Here is a 12933-nt window from a genome sequence, read left to right as displayed (position 1 = left end):
GACAGCCTTCGAAACATGCACAGAGAGGTCATCTTCACCCCGGACGCCCCGTCCTTCCCGTCGTACAGCCAGGCGGTACGGGCCGGCGACACCGTCTACGTGGCGGGAACGATCGGCGTCGACGTCAAGACCGGCGAGTTCGCCGGGCACACGATCCAGCAACAGACCCGACAGTCGCTGCTCAACTGCCAGGCGATCCTGCGGGCCGCCGGCAGCGACCTGAACGGCGCCGTCATGGTGCACACCCTGCTCCGGCGTCCCGAGGACGCGGACGGGGTCAACGAGGTCTTCGACGAGTTCTTCCCGGACGTACGGCCACCGCGCTGCGTCAGCGCGCTCGGCGTCGACCGGCCGGGCGTCCTCGTCTCGATCGCCATGGTGGCGGTCGCCAACGGAAAGAGGGAATCATGAGGTTCAAGTTCGCCGTCATCGCCGCGTTCCTGCTGGCCGCCACCGGGTTCGCCCCGGCCGCCGCCGCAACCGCCGCACCGCCTACTCCGTCGCTGGCCGCGGACGGCTTCTACAAGATCGTCAACGACCGGACCCAGAAGTGCGTCGACGTGCCGTCGGCCAGCCATGCCAGCGGCGTGTTCCTGCAGCAGTGGACCTGCCACGGAGGCGACAACCAGCGCTGGACGCCGATCGACGAGAGGGACGCCTTCTTCCTACTGATCAGCAAGCACTCGCCGCAGCTGTGCCTGCACGTGCGGGACTCGACGATCGTCGACCAGTCCACCTGCGACTTCGCCGACCCCGCGTACCGGTGGCAGTGGCGGGTCGCCAACGACAGCGGTGACCTGGTGCTCGGCTCGAAACTGCCCGGTCAGCTCTGCCTCTACCTCGACCCGAACACCGTTCGGGACGGCGCCGGCCTGAGGGCGAAGCCCTGCAGCAACACGCATCCGGCGAACCACTGGAACCCGGTCTTCTGACCCCTGTCACCCGCTGCCAGACTGACGCCCATGGGGTTGTTCACGGTGGCGGAGGCCCGGGCCGAGTTGGACAGGCTACGGCCGGTCCTCGACGAGATCGTCACGGTCCGGGCCGACATGGTGGAGCTCTCCGCGGCGCTCACCCCCGGCGGCACGCCCACCGACCTGGGCGGGCTGCCCGAGCGCAAGGCCGCCGAGGCGCGGCTCAACGAGCTGATGACCACGGTGCAGGACACCGGCGCGGAGCTCAAGGGCGTCGCGCCGCTGCTCGTCGACTTCCCCGCCGATCTGGACGGCGTGCCGGTCCTGCTGTGCTGGCTGGAGGGCGACATCGGCCTGAGCTGGTACCACCGGGCCGACCTGGGCTTCGCCGGCCGCCGCCCGCTGCCGGCGGATGCCGTCTAGCCCGGCCTTCGCCCGCTCCCGGCAGATGCCGTCTGGATCACAGTCCGGCCGCGGCCGGGTGGCTGGCGGCTAACGTGCCGGAATGACCGAAACCGCCGGTGGCCTCACCCTGCGCCAGCTCGGGCCGAGCATCTACCTGCCGTCGGCGGTCTACTCGACCGCGCTCGGCGCGATCGCGCCCGTCGTGGTGCTCTCCGCGACCGAGCTCGGCGCCTCCCTCGCCACCGCCGCCGTGGTGGCCGCCATGATCGGGCTGGGGCAGATCGCCGGCGCGCTGCCGGCCGGTGTGCTGATCGCCCGGATCGGCGAGCAGCGCACCATGGTCGCCGCGACCGGACTCGCCCTGCCCGCGCTGGTCGCCTGCACACTGGCGCCGAACGTGCTCCTGCTCGGCGCGGGCGTGGCTCTGCTCGGCGTGGCCGGCGCGGCCTGGATCGTGGCCCGGCACGCGTACCTGACCGAGGCCGTCGACCCGGCACTGCGAGCGCGGGCGATGTCCACGCTCGGCGGCGTGGGCCGGATCGGCACCTTCGTGGGCCCGTTCCTCGGCGCGGCGGCCATGCACGTGGGCGGGCTGACCGGCGCCTACCTCGTCGCCATCGCCGGCGTGGCGGTCGGCACCGCGATGCTGGCTCTGCTGCCCCCGGTCCCGCACGACCGCCCGGCGCACCGGACCGGCGGGCCGCCGCTGTCGCTCTGGACGGTGATCCGGGAGAACCGGCACGTCCTGCGCACCCTCGGGCTAGGGATCCTGCTGGTCGGCGCCCTGCGCGCGTCCCGGCAGACGATAGTCCCGCTCTGGGGCGCCGCGCTCGAGCTCGACCCGGCCACCATCGGCCTGATCTACGGCTGCTCCGGCGCCGTCGACATGCTGCTGTTCTATCCGGCCGGCAAGCTGATGGACCGGTACGGGCGCCGCTGGGCAGCGGTTCCCGCGATGGCACTGCTCGGCCTGGCACACGGACTGCTGCCGCTGGCCGGCGACGCCCGCGGGCTGGCGCTGGTCGCCATGCTGATGGGCCTCGGCAACGGCCTGAGCGCCGGCCTGATCCTGACCATAGGCGCCGACGTCTCCCCGGCACACGGCCGCGCCCAGTTCCTCGGCGCCTGGCGCCTCTGCGCCGACATCGGCAACGGCGGCGGCCCCCTCCTGATCGGCGCGATCACCGCCGCGGTCTCACTCACCGCCGCCGCCCTCACGGTAGCCGGCGCCGGAGCCCTGGCCGCCGTACTCCTACACCGCTGGGTCCCCCCTCAACCCCACTCCGTGTGAAGTTGGGGTTAGCAGAGCGGCCGAACTCCACACGCAACAAGCTCAACACCATTCCGTGTGAAGTAAGGGTTCGCAGAGAGGCCGAACTCCACACGCAACGGGCTCAACACCATTGCGTGGGGAGTTGGGGTTTGGAGAGAGGCCGAACTCCACACGCAACGGGGTTGGAGGTGGGGTGATCGATGAGCGGACAAGCCTGGCAAGCGCGACAATCGAGTCGGCGGCAGTTTCCCCCCGACGCCGCCATGGAGGCGCTATGCCCGGGCCTACGTCATGACTCGCGCGCTGGTGGCCGGTGGCCTCATGGTCGACGCCCCAGGCCGGCCCGCACCACGATTCCCGCAGAGCCGGGTGCCCTGGGTGGCGATGCGCGTCCGGGAGACCCTCGAGGAGTGGCAGATCGGGCTCGGCACGACCGTCTACACCGGCGGCGCCCGGGGTGCCGACGTCGTCATCGCCGAGGAGGCCTACGAGCGGGGCGCCGCCGTGCACCTGTGCCTGGCTCAGGCGCCGGCGGCCTTCGAGGAGTCCTCGGTGATGCTGCCCGGCACCACCTGGGCGGCCAGGTTCCGGCGGTTGCTGCGGCTGGCGGTCGCCGTCGACATCGTGCCGCGCGGCCCGGAGGAGACCCGGTACATGCGGACCAACGCGTCGATCCTGAACCTCGCGCGGCGGCACGACCCCACCCCGTACGCGATCGTGGTTTGGAACGGCCGTCCGGGAGACGGCCCGGGCGGAACGACGGACCTGGTGGAACGCATCGGTTATCCGCCGGGTGACCGGCGCCTGCGCGTCATCGATCCGACCCCGCCGCGCCGTGGCACCGAACCGCTGCCCGGCTCCCGCCGTCGGGAACCGGGCGGCGGATCCTCGTTCAGCTGAGGGTCTCGATGGTGCCGGCGGTCAGCAGGCCCTGGTAGTAGGCACCGCCCGGGTAGTAGGTCGCGGTCGTCGTGCCGGCCACCGCGTCCGAGGCCCACGCCACCGCGAGGGTCTGCAGCGCTGTCACGTTCTTGGCCTGGGAGGCGCCGCCGGTCAGCGTGCAGAGGCCGTCGGTGCTGGCGCCCTCCGCGTCGCAGTGGCTGCCGCTGGTCAGCCGCACTCCGAGGAACGGCCGGTCCAGCTGGTTGATCAGCTCGACGGTGCCGCTGGCGTTGCTGTTGGACAGGTACGGCGGCGACGAGATCGTCAGGATCGGCAGGCTGGTGCCCGCGAGCCCGGACAGCCCGGTGGCCATGTTGCTGCCGGCCGGCGACTTCACCGGGTCGAGCAGCTGGACGTACCGCAGGGCCGCGAACGCGCTCGGGTGCGTGGTGCGCAGCCGGTTGGCGATGTAGGTGACGGCCTCACCGCCGGCCGAGTGACCGGCCAGGACGTACTTGGCGGGCAGGGTGCTGCCGGAACGGCCGGCCGCGGTGGCCGCCGCCGCGTAGCTGCGGGCGAGAGCGCTGTTCGGCGTGGTCGCCTGCCCGAGCCAGGCGGCCACGCTGTTGAGGAACGTGGTGTTGTTGCCGGTGTTGTTGACCGTGCAGCCGTAGAGGTTTATCGACGGCAGCTGCGGTGCGACGACGAGGAAGCCGGCGGCCTGGTACTCACGGGCCAGGTCGGCGACGTTGGTGTTCGACCGGGAGAAGCCGTGCTGCAGGAAGACCAGGGCCTTCGGGCTGGTGGTGGCCGGGAAGTACCAGTCGGCGTCCTGGTTGTAGGTGTAGATCCAGCAGGGCACCGAGATCTCGCCGTCGACCTCCACGGCGGCCGCGCGGGCGGCGCTGGGCGTGGCGACGAGGAGCGAGGCGGACAGCAGCAACGCCGCTAGGACGCGGCGCGGGGACAGAGACACGGGACCTCCATGATGGTCATCCGTAACACTCTCCGAAACAGTGTTTCCATTAGCGACCATCTATTGGCACTCTGTCAAGAAGCAAAAAACCCGGCCCCGCGTCAGGCGGGACCGGGCTCTTCCGGGATCTCAGTCTTCGTGGAAGGGCACGACGAGGGGGTGCCGCTCCTCGTCACGCGCAGCGATCCCGGCCATGGACCGCAGGTACTGACGGCGAGTGATCTCACCGTCCAGCAGCTGGGTGCAGAGCACGCCTTCGAGACTCTCGGGAGCGAAGAGCGCATCCGGCACGTTCAGTTGCTCCTCCTCGGCCCGGGCGTCCGCACGCACCCCGCGCACCGCGAGGACGCAGGCGGCGGCCAGAACCAGGATGAGCAGGGACAGGATCAGCATTGCCACCGCCTTGTCAGGGTCTTCACGGGGCTCACTTCCCCGCCTACCTGGGAAACGGATCACAGGGCGTATCGGTTCGACGCTCTGCGTCACTGTGTGCGATCAAAACGTGAATCGGCGGCCGACACGATCGGGTACGAGGGATGTCCTGAGTGTCCCAATTGGCGATATTGTTCCTATGTGACCGGTAAAGATGCTAAATACCCTGCGCCGTGTTTGGTCCGTTATTCCCCCGGCATCTGAGCCGCGATGCAGGGAGTCCCGATGACAAGCCAGCACCTCGCCGCGCCGGTCGAACCGGGCACGCGATACGACTACGACGGCTTCAGCCGGCTAGCCGGTGAGACCGAACCGGTTCCACCCGGCGAATACCGGGTCCGGCTGAAACCACTGTCACGGCGCCGCCCGGTGAGCACCCTGCTGATCGCCACGTTCGCGTTCTGCTTCGAGGCGACGTTCTTCGGCTGGCTGGTCGCCTCGATCGCGTTGCCCGACCGCCGGATGCACACCTGGCTCTTCGCCACGACCGCGTTCATGATCGGCGCGACCGCGTTGATCGAACTGTTTCGCCTGGTCAACGTCGTGACGCTCTGCCTCGCGACACTGCGGGCACGTGACCCGGTGCCGGTGCCGCCCCAGGCCGGCCTGCGGGTCGCCTTCCTCACCACGATCGTCCCCGGCAAGGAGCCGATCGAGATGGTGGAGCGCACCCTGGAGGCCGCCTGCCGGATCCGCCACCCGGGGCGGTACGACGTGTGGCTGCTCGACGAGGGCGACGACCCCGAGGTACGGGAGATGTGCGCGCGGGTGGGCGTCCATCACTTCAGCCGCAAGGGCGTCGAGCGGTGGAACACGGCCGCCGGCGCGTTCAAGGCGAAGACCAAGCACGGCAACTACAACTCCTGGGTCGACCGGCACGGCGACCACTACGACGCGTTCGTCTCGGTCGACCCGGACCACGTGCCGCTGCCGAACTTCTGCGAGCGGCTGCTCGGCTACTTCCGCGACCCGGACGTGGCGTTCGTGATCGGCCCGCAGATCTACGGCAACTACGACAACGTGATCACCCGCTGGGCCGAGTCGCAGCAGTACCTGTTCCACTCGCTGCTGCAGCGGGCCGGCAACAAGCTGGGCATCCCGATGCTGGTCGGCACGAACAACGCGGTACGCATCGCCGCCCTCAAAGAGATCGGCGGACTCCAGGACTCGATCACCGAGGACATGGCCACGAGCCTGCGGATGCATGCCGGAAAGAACCCGGGAACCGGGCGGCGGTGGCGGTCGATCTACACCCCGGACGTGCTCGCCGTCGGCGAGGGCCCGTCGTCCTGGACCGACTACTTCAGTCAGCAGCACCGCTGGTCCCGGGGCACCGACGAGGTGTGCGTCGCCGGATTCCTCCGACAGGTTCTGCGGCTCGGCCCGCGACGAGCGATTCACTACGCCCTGCTGATGGCCTACTACCCGCTGACCGCGATCGCGTGGCTGCTCGGCGCGGCCACCGCCGTCTGCCACATCGTCCTCGGCGCCAAGGGTGTGCAGGTGCCGCAGCAGGTGTGGCTGATGCTCTATGTGGACGCCGCGCTCTTCCAGGTCGGCCTCTACCTGTGGAACCGGCGGCACAACGTGAGCCCGCACGAGGAGGCCGGCTCCTCCGGGCTGGCCGGCATGCTGCTCTCCACGCTCTGCGCGCCGATCTACGTCACCTCGTTCCTGCAGGCACTGCTGCGCCGCCGGGCCGGTTTCGTGGTGACGCCGAAGGGTGACTCGGCGAGCCCGGACCGGCTGCTGACCTTCCGTACGCATCTGCGCTGGGCCGCGTTCTTCGCCGCGCTGCTGGCGGTGGCCGCCATGACCGGCCACGCACACGGCTTCATGTGGCTCTGGCCGTCCCTGAACCTTGCCCTCTGCCTCACGCCGCCGCTGATCTGGAAGGTGCAAAAGGTATGACCCCCCGGAAACCGACCATCGCCCGGAAAGCTCTCAGCCTCCTGGCGCTGATACCCACCCTGGCGACGGTGATCGTGGTGAACCGCCCGATCGTCGTGTTCGCGCGGGACCGGTACCACGAGTTCAGCATCAACCGGCAGTCCTACAAGGAGAAGTACGGCCACTGGTCGCTGCTGCCGGTCCCCGAGGACTTCCGGGTCAACGCGATCCACGCGGCGCTGCTGCGCACCGGAAAGGTGCTGATCATCGCGGGGTCCGGCAACAACCGCCAGGATTTCGAGGCCGGCACGTTCCGGACCGTCGTGTGGGACCCGGCCACCGACAGGTTCTCGCAGGTCCCGACGCCGACCGACCTGTTCTGCGGCGGGCACACCTTCCTGCCCGACGGCAGACTCCTGGTGGCCGGCGGCACCAAGTCGTACGAGGTGCTCGAGAAGGACATCGAACACGCCGCGGGCGTCATGAAGATCAAGAACGAGTCGCCTGACCTGGGCTCGCGGGTGTTCCCGAAGGGCACCGAGTTCCTGGGACCACAACAACGGATCTACCGGAGCCGCGCCGACGTGACCGTGCCCGCGGCCTCGAAGATGTGGCACGGCAACCGGATGATGGTGCACGCCGGCGAGGCCGAGGTCTGGGTGGACGCGGTCGAGCCGGGCGACGGGCCCACCGTGGCGAAACCGGCCCAGTACGCGATCGCTGGCCTGACCGGGAACGACACCCGCAACCTGTACGGGATCGCCGAGAAGATCACGCGGGAGAAGCAGGAGTACGGCGGCGACAAGACGTCGTACGAGTTCGACCCGATCACCGAGCGTTACGTGCGTACCGGCGATCTGGTGGAGCACCGCTGGTATCCGACCCTGGCTCCGCTGCCCGGCGGTGACGTCCTGGCGGTCTCCGGGCTCGACGAGTTCGGCCGGATGCTGCCCGGCGTCAACGAGCGTTACCGGACGGCCGAGCGGCGCTGGGTGCCCGCGCCCGGGTTGCGCCGCGTGTTCCCCACGTACCCCGCTCTCTTCCTCACCCGCGACGAGCGGCTCTTCTTCTCCGGCTCCAACGCCGGGTACGGCTCGGACACCGAGGGGCGCACCCCCGGCCTCTGGGACGTCCGCACCAACCGCTTCCAGCCGGTGCCCGGCCTGCTCGACCCGAAGATGACCGAGACCAGTTCCTCGGTGATGCTGCCACCGGCGCAGGACCAGAAGGTGATGATCCTCGGCGGCGGCGCGGTGGGCGACTCGCCGAACTCCACCGCGCGCACGGCCGTCGTGGACCTTGACGAGCCGCGGCCCGCGTTCGAGCGCGGCCCGGATCTGCCGCACCCGACGCGATACCTGAACTCCGTGGTGCTGCCCGACGACACCGTCTTCACCAGCGGCGGCAGTTCCGGGTACCGCGGCGGGCCGTACCGCGGGAAGACGCGCAGCGACCTGCTGACCGCGCAGATCTACCACCCGGACGAGAGGGCGTTCACCACGGCCGCCGCACCGGTCGTCGGGCGCAACTATCACGCCGAGGCGCTGCTGCTGCCGGACGGGCGGGTGGTCACCATGGGCAGCGACCCGGTCTACGACCGGCGCGGGCGCGACCCGGGCACGTTCGAGCAGCGGATCGAGATCTACAGTCCGCCGTACCTGTTCCGGGGTGACCGCCCGCGCATCGTCGGCGGATCCGCGACGCTGCGGCCGGGCCGGCGGTCGGTGTTCGCCACGCCGGACCCCGAGCGGATCCGGGCCGCCCGGCTGCTGCGCCCGAGCGCGATCACCCACGGCACCGACGTCGACCAGCGGTCGGTGGCGCTCGGCGTGCACCGGATCCCGGGCGGGCTGAGCCTGGCCGTGCCGAAGGACCGCGGCGTGGTGCCGCCCGGCTGGTACATGCTCTTCCTGATCGACGGCGGCGGCGTGCCCTCCCCAGCCCGCTGGGTACAGGTCCTCAAAGACTGATCAGTTGGTGGCGAGTCCGAGGGCATATTCCGGCCACCACTGGCCGGCCGGCGGGGCACCCTCCCCGCAGGCGCCGTCGGACTCGCCCGGCCGCTTGACCCACAGGTAGGCGTCCACCAGCGGATGCCCGGTCTCGGTCGTCGGTGCCGGGCCGAGGGCGCGGCCCGCCGGGTTGCACCAGTGCCCCTCGGCGTTGCGCGCGTCCACCGAGGCCGGGCCGTTGCCGTTGCGGCTCGTGTCGATCACGAAGTGGGCGCCGCCCAGCCGCCGGGAGATCTCCTCGCCGTACCCGACGTTCGCCTCGACGGTCTCGAAGTTCGCGACGTTGAGGCTGAAGCCGTCGGCGCGCTCGACCCCGGCCCGGCGCAGCGCGTCGGCGACCCGGTCGACGTCCCGTACCCAGCCCGGGTTGCCGCCGTCCAGGTAGACGCGGATGCCCGGCTCCTGTTTGAACGCCCGGATCGCCTCGTCGAGCAGCGCGAACCGCTCGGCACCGGGCACACATCCCTGCAGCACGTGGGTGACCGCGTCCGGCTCGAGGATCACCACGGCCGGCGACCCGCGCAGCGCACCGGCCAGCCCGGCGATCCAGGCGCGGTACTCGTCGGCGTCCGCCGCTCCCCCGCCGGAGTGCCCGCCGCAGTCGCGCTGCGGCACGTTGTACGCCACCAGCACCGGCGTGGTCCCGGCCGCCCGGGCCGCCGCGACCAGCGCCTGGGCCCGCTCCACGTGGGCCGCGCCGTCGGCGAACCACACCGCGGTCGGCGCCTCCGCGATCCTGCGCATCGCCGCCGCGTCGCCCGCGCGGCCCTCACCCTCCCACCGGACGACCTGCTCGACGGCGGGCGCGTCCGGCTCCACGAAGAACACACCGGTGGGTGTCACCGCGGACTCCGACTGCACGGGGGCGGGCTGTGGACTGCTGCCGGAGCAACCGCCGAGCAGGGCGATCCCGACAAGGGCACAGAGAGCGGGGAGCTTACTCATCCGGACAAACAGTACGTTCAGTGCAGAGAGCGAGCCACCTCCGTCGCCTCTTCGAGTGTCCCGATTCCCTCCAACCGGTAGGTGAGCGAGTCCTGCGACGCCCAGATCAGAGTCGGCCCGGCCAGGCGCGCGGTCTCGGTGCGCCGGACTCCGTCACGACCGGTATAGGTCACCGGATGCGGCTCCGGCAGCCAGACCGCGCCGTTGCCGAGGTCGACCCACTGCGCGTCGGGCGCCATCTTGAAGAAGGCCGGCTCGATGCGGCCGTCGAACTGGTCGAGGCGCACGGTGCCGTCCCGGTAGAGAAGGGTCACCACACGCGGGGCGCCGCTCGGATCGGGATCGGACAGCAGCACCTTCTCCGGGTCGCCGAGGGCGGCCGGCACGCGTACCGGGAACGCCGCCAGCCGGTCGGCCTCGGCCAGGGTCCCGGGACGCGACGAGGGCAACGCGCTCGGGTTGAGCGGGAGGGTGCCGACGGGCTGCTCACGGCGTACCTCAATGCCCGCCACCCGCAGAAGGTCACCGACCACCTCGACCACCGCCGCGCGAGCCGGCGCGATCAGCGTGACCGACGCGACCAGCGCAGCCAGCGCCGCAGCCAGCAGAATTCGCACGCGAGGCCGTCGCGGCGCAGGCCGGGTGAGGCGCGCACGCACCGCGTTTCTCTGATCAAGAGCCTGGGGTACGCGCAAAGCACGCCCAAGATCCCGAAGGTCGTCGATCAGGTCGTCGTGGTCAGGCATCGCGCACCTCCCCCACCGGCAGCCGGTCGCGTAACCGGGTCAGCGCCCGTGCCGTCCGCGACTTCACCGTCCCCTTGGCCACCCCGAGCGTCACCGCGGTCTCCGCCTCGGACAGATCCAGCAGGTAGCGGCAGACCAGCACCTCGCGGTCCCGGGTGTCCAGCGCACGCAACTGCGCCACCAGGAACGTCCGCCGCTCGGTCGCCTCCGCCGTCTCGGCCGGGTCCGGCTCGAGCGGCAGCGGGTCCTCGCGCACCGCCGCCCGCATCAGCAACCCGGTCCGCCGGGTCCGCGACCGGATCAGATTGCGGGTCTCGTTCGCCACGATCGCCAGCAGCCACGCCTTGAACCCCGAGTCGCCCCGATAGCGCCCGAGCCCCCGGTACGCCTTCACGAACGCCTCCTGGACCACGTCGTCGGCGTCCGCGCCCGCACCCAGCAGCACGGCGGCCCGGTGGGCGGGCGCCGTGAACCGGACGACCAGGTCCTCGTACGCGTCCAGGTCGCCGTCTCGGGCTCTCGCCACCGCGGAAGTCTCGTCTATTTCGATCGTCGCCCCCTCCGACACACCCTATTGACACCGCGTACCGGGAACCGGTTCCCACCGGCCGGTGTCACCAGTGCATGACGACCCGGCGCTCCCTCCTCCTGCTCGCCGGCACCGGCCTGGCCCTCACGGCCACCGGTTGCCGGGAACCCGCGGCCGCCACCCCGGCCACCGCGCCCGACGTGCTCCTCGCCGACACCGGCAGCGGGCTGGTGCGCCTCTCCCCCACGGGTGCGCAACCGCTCGGCACCGCGGCGGCCGCGTTCGACGGCGCCCACCTCTATGCCACCGGATCCACCGGTCTGGAGCAGATCGACCCGGCGACCGGGGAGGCCGTCCGGCGCAGCGCGCTCGGGGACGGATGGCTTCCCCGCGTCGTCTCCACGGACGGCCGGGTGTGCGCGCTGAGCGAAGCGGCGGGCGCCACGGTGCCGGCGGCGCGCACCCGGACCCCGCTCGTCGTGATGGACTCCACCGGCCCGCGCAAGTTCAACCTGCCCGGCGTGATCGAGCCGGACGCCTTCACCTCCGACGGCACCGGGCTGTTCGTGCTGGACTGGCTGCCCGCCACCGCGCCCGACCACTACCGGGTGCGGCTGCTCGATCTCGGCACCGGCCAGATCCAGCCGCTTCTCACCCGCAACAAGACGCCGGTGCCGACCGGCGCCGAGGAGGAGATGCGCGGCGAGGGTCGGCAGGCGGTGCTGTCGGCGGACAAGCAGATGCTCTTCACCCTCTACACGCACCAGCCGGGGCACGCGCACACCCGGGATCTGCTGTCGGGCCGGCCCGGCAACGCGCACGCCTTCGTCCACGTGCTGCACCTGACCGAGCGGTGGGCGTTCTGCCTGGACCTCCCGCACCCGTTCGGCGAGGGCGCGCCGGGCACGTGCGCGCTGGCCGCGAACGCCCGCTACATCGCGGTGGCGGACCTGGCCGCCGGCAAACTGGCGTACTGCAGCGCTCCGTCACTCACCGTGGAGCGGCTCGTGGCGATACCCGCCGGGGACGCGCCCGCCGCGCTGGCCCTGTCACCGGACGGGCGCACCCTGGTCGGCGCGGGTGACCGGGTCACCGTGCTGGACACCACGACCGGTGCGACGGCGTCGTCGTGGAAGGTGCCAGGTCCGGTACGCGGGCTGGGGCTCACCGTTGACGGCAAGCGCCTCTACGCCGGTGTGCCGGACGGGGTCGCCTGGTTCGACACGGCCTCCGGAACCGTGGCCGGCGAGCAGGGTGTTCCCGGGCTCACGGCGCTGCGGCACGTGATCTGAACACGTCCAGCAGGAACCACTCGTCCTCGTGACGCACGACGCGCTCCAGCTCGGGACGCGCCGCCACGATCTCGTGGACGTTGAAACCGTCGTACGTGCCGCCGTTCTCCCGGTCACGGAAGTGCAGGCAGACCAGGTCACCGCCCGGCTCCAAGCGTGCGGTCAGGCCGCTCAGGAACGCGTCGAGGTCGTCCGAGGACAGGTAGTACAGCAGGTCACCGATCACCACGAGGTCGAAGCCGGCGTCCGGCATCTCGGCCGGCACCATGGCTCGTTCCACTGTCACGTTCGGCAGGTCCGCGACGTTCTCGCGGGCCTGCTGGACGGCCTCCTCGACGCTGTCGGTGGCGAGGATCGCGTCGCAGCGGGGCGCCAGCATCCGGGTGAAGAGGCCGATCGAGGCGCCCGGCTCGTAGCAGGAGCGGTACCGCTCGCGGGGCAGGCTCGCCAGGGTGACCGCGTACTTGCGCTGGTTGTGCCACTTGGTGGCGACGTCCCAGGGGTCGTCCTTCGCCAGGTAGAGCCCGGTGAAGTAGTCCAGCGAGACCGTGGTCTCCGGTGGTGCGGCGTCGCCCTCTGCTCGTGTCACGCCGGAATTGTGCCGAACCCGGGGGCGACGCCGTCATCCGGGTGGTCA

14 protein-coding genes are annotated in these 12933 nt (G+C 71.1%); 8 read left to right on the top strand and 6 right to left on the bottom strand.

Translation table 11 applies throughout. The annotated features are described in order from the left end of the window. Positions 1–15 precede the first annotated feature (15 nt). The 5 genes from AB0M02_RS11315 to AB0M02_RS11295 all read left to right on the top strand — a co-directional run bounded on the left by AB0M02_RS11315 (position 16) and on the right by AB0M02_RS11295 (position 3492). A complete protein-coding gene (locus AB0M02_RS11315) occupies positions 16–411 on the top strand; it encodes a RidA family protein (protein WP_364224698.1) in 396 nt (131 codons plus the stop codon). After that, a complete protein-coding gene (locus AB0M02_RS11310; protein ID WP_364224696.1) occupies positions 408–932 on the top strand; it encodes an RICIN domain-containing protein in 525 nt (174 codons plus the stop codon). The genes AB0M02_RS11315 and AB0M02_RS11310 overlap by 4 nt, the downstream gene beginning before the upstream one ends. 30 nt (positions 933–962) lie before the next feature. Further along, positions 963–1337, top strand: a complete 375-nt coding sequence (locus AB0M02_RS11305; protein WP_364224694.1) for a DUF2203 domain-containing protein — start codon at positions 963–965, stop codon at positions 1335–1337. An 82-nt stretch (positions 1338–1419) separates the two neighbouring features. After that, positions 1420–2610: an MFS transporter gene (locus AB0M02_RS11300; protein ID WP_364224692.1), complete on the top strand. Its 1191-nt coding sequence runs from the start codon at positions 1420–1422 to the stop codon at positions 2608–2610. A gap of 273 nt (positions 2611–2883) precedes the next feature. Beyond that, on the top strand, positions 2884–3492 hold the full coding sequence (locus AB0M02_RS11295) for a hypothetical protein (protein WP_364224690.1): 609 nt from the start codon (positions 2884–2886) through the stop codon (positions 3490–3492). Here the strand turns inward: AB0M02_RS11295 and AB0M02_RS11290 are convergent. Both AB0M02_RS11290 and AB0M02_RS11285 read right to left on the bottom strand, forming a co-directional pair. After that, positions 3485–4450: an alpha/beta hydrolase gene (locus AB0M02_RS11290; protein ID WP_364224688.1), complete on the bottom strand. Its 966-nt coding sequence runs from the start codon at positions 4448–4450 to the stop codon at positions 3485–3487. The genes AB0M02_RS11295 and AB0M02_RS11290 overlap by 8 nt on opposite strands. 129 nt (positions 4451–4579) lie before the next feature. Beyond that, positions 4580–4843 carry a hypothetical protein gene (locus AB0M02_RS11285; protein WP_364224686.1) on the bottom strand — a complete coding sequence of 88 codons (264 nt, stop codon included), beginning with the start codon at positions 4841–4843 and terminating at the stop codon, positions 4580–4582. A gap of 264 nt (positions 4844–5107) precedes the next feature. On the opposite strand from AB0M02_RS11285, the gene AB0M02_RS11280 reads away from it, so the two are divergent. Continuing rightward, a complete protein-coding gene (locus AB0M02_RS11280) occupies positions 5108–6793 on the top strand; it encodes a glycosyltransferase family 2 protein (protein WP_364224684.1) in 1686 nt (561 codons plus the stop codon). Next, positions 6790–8742 carry a galactose oxidase early set domain-containing protein gene (locus AB0M02_RS11275; RefSeq protein ID WP_364224682.1) on the top strand — a complete coding sequence of 651 codons (1953 nt, stop codon included), beginning with the start codon at positions 6790–6792 and terminating at the stop codon, positions 8740–8742. Before AB0M02_RS11280 ends, AB0M02_RS11275 begins: the two co-directional genes overlap by 4 nt. On the opposite strand, the gene AB0M02_RS11270 is transcribed toward AB0M02_RS11275, so the two are convergent. The 3 genes from AB0M02_RS11270 to AB0M02_RS11260 are packed head-to-tail and all read right to left on the bottom strand — an operon-like array spanning position 8743 to position 11001. Continuing rightward, positions 8743–9729: a glycoside hydrolase family 6 protein gene (locus AB0M02_RS11270; RefSeq protein WP_364224680.1), complete on the bottom strand. Its 987-nt coding sequence runs from the start codon at positions 9727–9729 to the stop codon at positions 8743–8745. It abuts the gene before it with no gap. A 17-nt stretch (positions 9730–9746) separates the two neighbouring features. Next, positions 9747–10475 (bottom strand): hypothetical protein, encoded by a 729-nt coding sequence (locus AB0M02_RS11265; RefSeq protein ID WP_364224678.1) that lies wholly within the window; start codon positions 10473–10475, stop codon positions 9747–9749. Beyond that, a complete protein-coding gene (locus AB0M02_RS11260) occupies positions 10468–11001 on the bottom strand; it encodes a sigma-70 family RNA polymerase sigma factor (RefSeq protein ID WP_364224676.1) in 534 nt (177 codons plus the stop codon). The genes AB0M02_RS11265 and AB0M02_RS11260 overlap by 8 nt, the downstream gene beginning before the upstream one ends. A gap of 98 nt (positions 11002–11099) precedes the next feature. On the opposite strand from AB0M02_RS11260, the gene AB0M02_RS11255 reads away from it, so the two are divergent. Continuing rightward, complete coding sequence (locus AB0M02_RS11255) at positions 11100–12296, top strand: hypothetical protein (RefSeq protein ID WP_364224674.1); 1197 nt, start codon at positions 11100–11102, stop codon at positions 12294–12296. Here the strand turns inward: AB0M02_RS11255 and AB0M02_RS11250 are convergent. Continuing rightward, a complete protein-coding gene (locus AB0M02_RS11250) occupies positions 12271–12885 on the bottom strand; it encodes an SAM-dependent methyltransferase (RefSeq protein ID WP_364224672.1) in 615 nt (204 codons plus the stop codon). The genes AB0M02_RS11255 and AB0M02_RS11250 overlap by 26 nt on opposite strands. Positions 12886–12933 lie beyond the last annotated feature (48 nt).

It is taken from the genome of Actinoplanes sp. NPDC051861 (genome assembly GCF_040681145.1).
Classification (GTDB): Bacteria; Actinomycetota; Actinomycetes; order Mycobacteriales; family Micromonosporaceae; genus Actinoplanes.
This window is presented reverse-complemented; position numbering and strand designations above follow the sequence as displayed.

What these genes read in the sequence shown, in the direction of transcription:
- AB0M02_RS11315 (WP_364224698.1), top strand. Translation starts at nt 16, where the DNA reads ATGCACAGAGAGGTCATCTTCACCCCGGACGCCCCGTCCTTCCCGTCG.
- AB0M02_RS11310 (WP_364224696.1), top strand. Translation starts at nt 408, where the DNA reads ATGAGGTTCAAGTTCGCCGTCATCGCCGCGTTCCTGCTGGCCGCCACC.
- AB0M02_RS11305 (WP_364224694.1), top strand. Translation starts at nt 963, where the DNA reads ATGGGGTTGTTCACGGTGGCGGAGGCCCGGGCCGAGTTGGACAGGCTA.
- AB0M02_RS11300 (WP_364224692.1), top strand. Translation starts at nt 1,420, where the DNA reads ATGACCGAAACCGCCGGTGGCCTCACCCTGCGCCAGCTCGGGCCGAGC.
- AB0M02_RS11295 (WP_364224690.1), top strand. Translation starts at nt 2,884, where the DNA reads ATGACTCGCGCGCTGGTGGCCGGTGGCCTCATGGTCGACGCCCCAGGC.
- AB0M02_RS11285 (WP_364224686.1), bottom strand. Translation starts at nt 4,843, where the DNA reads ATGCTGATCCTGTCCCTGCTCATCCTGGTTCTGGCCGCCGCCTGCGTC.
- AB0M02_RS11280 (WP_364224684.1), top strand. Translation starts at nt 5,108, where the DNA reads ATGACAAGCCAGCACCTCGCCGCGCCGGTCGAACCGGGCACGCGATAC.
- AB0M02_RS11275 (WP_364224682.1), top strand. Translation starts at nt 6,790, where the DNA reads ATGACCCCCCGGAAACCGACCATCGCCCGGAAAGCTCTCAGCCTCCTG.
- AB0M02_RS11270 (WP_364224680.1), bottom strand. Translation starts at nt 9,729, where the DNA reads ATGAGTAAGCTCCCCGCTCTCTGTGCCCTTGTCGGGATCGCCCTGCTC.
- AB0M02_RS11265 (WP_364224678.1), bottom strand. Translation starts at nt 10,475, where the DNA reads ATGCCTGACCACGACGACCTGATCGACGACCTTCGGGATCTTGGGCGT.
- AB0M02_RS11255 (WP_364224674.1), top strand. Translation starts at nt 11,100, where the DNA reads ATGACGACCCGGCGCTCCCTCCTCCTGCTCGCCGGCACCGGCCTGGCC.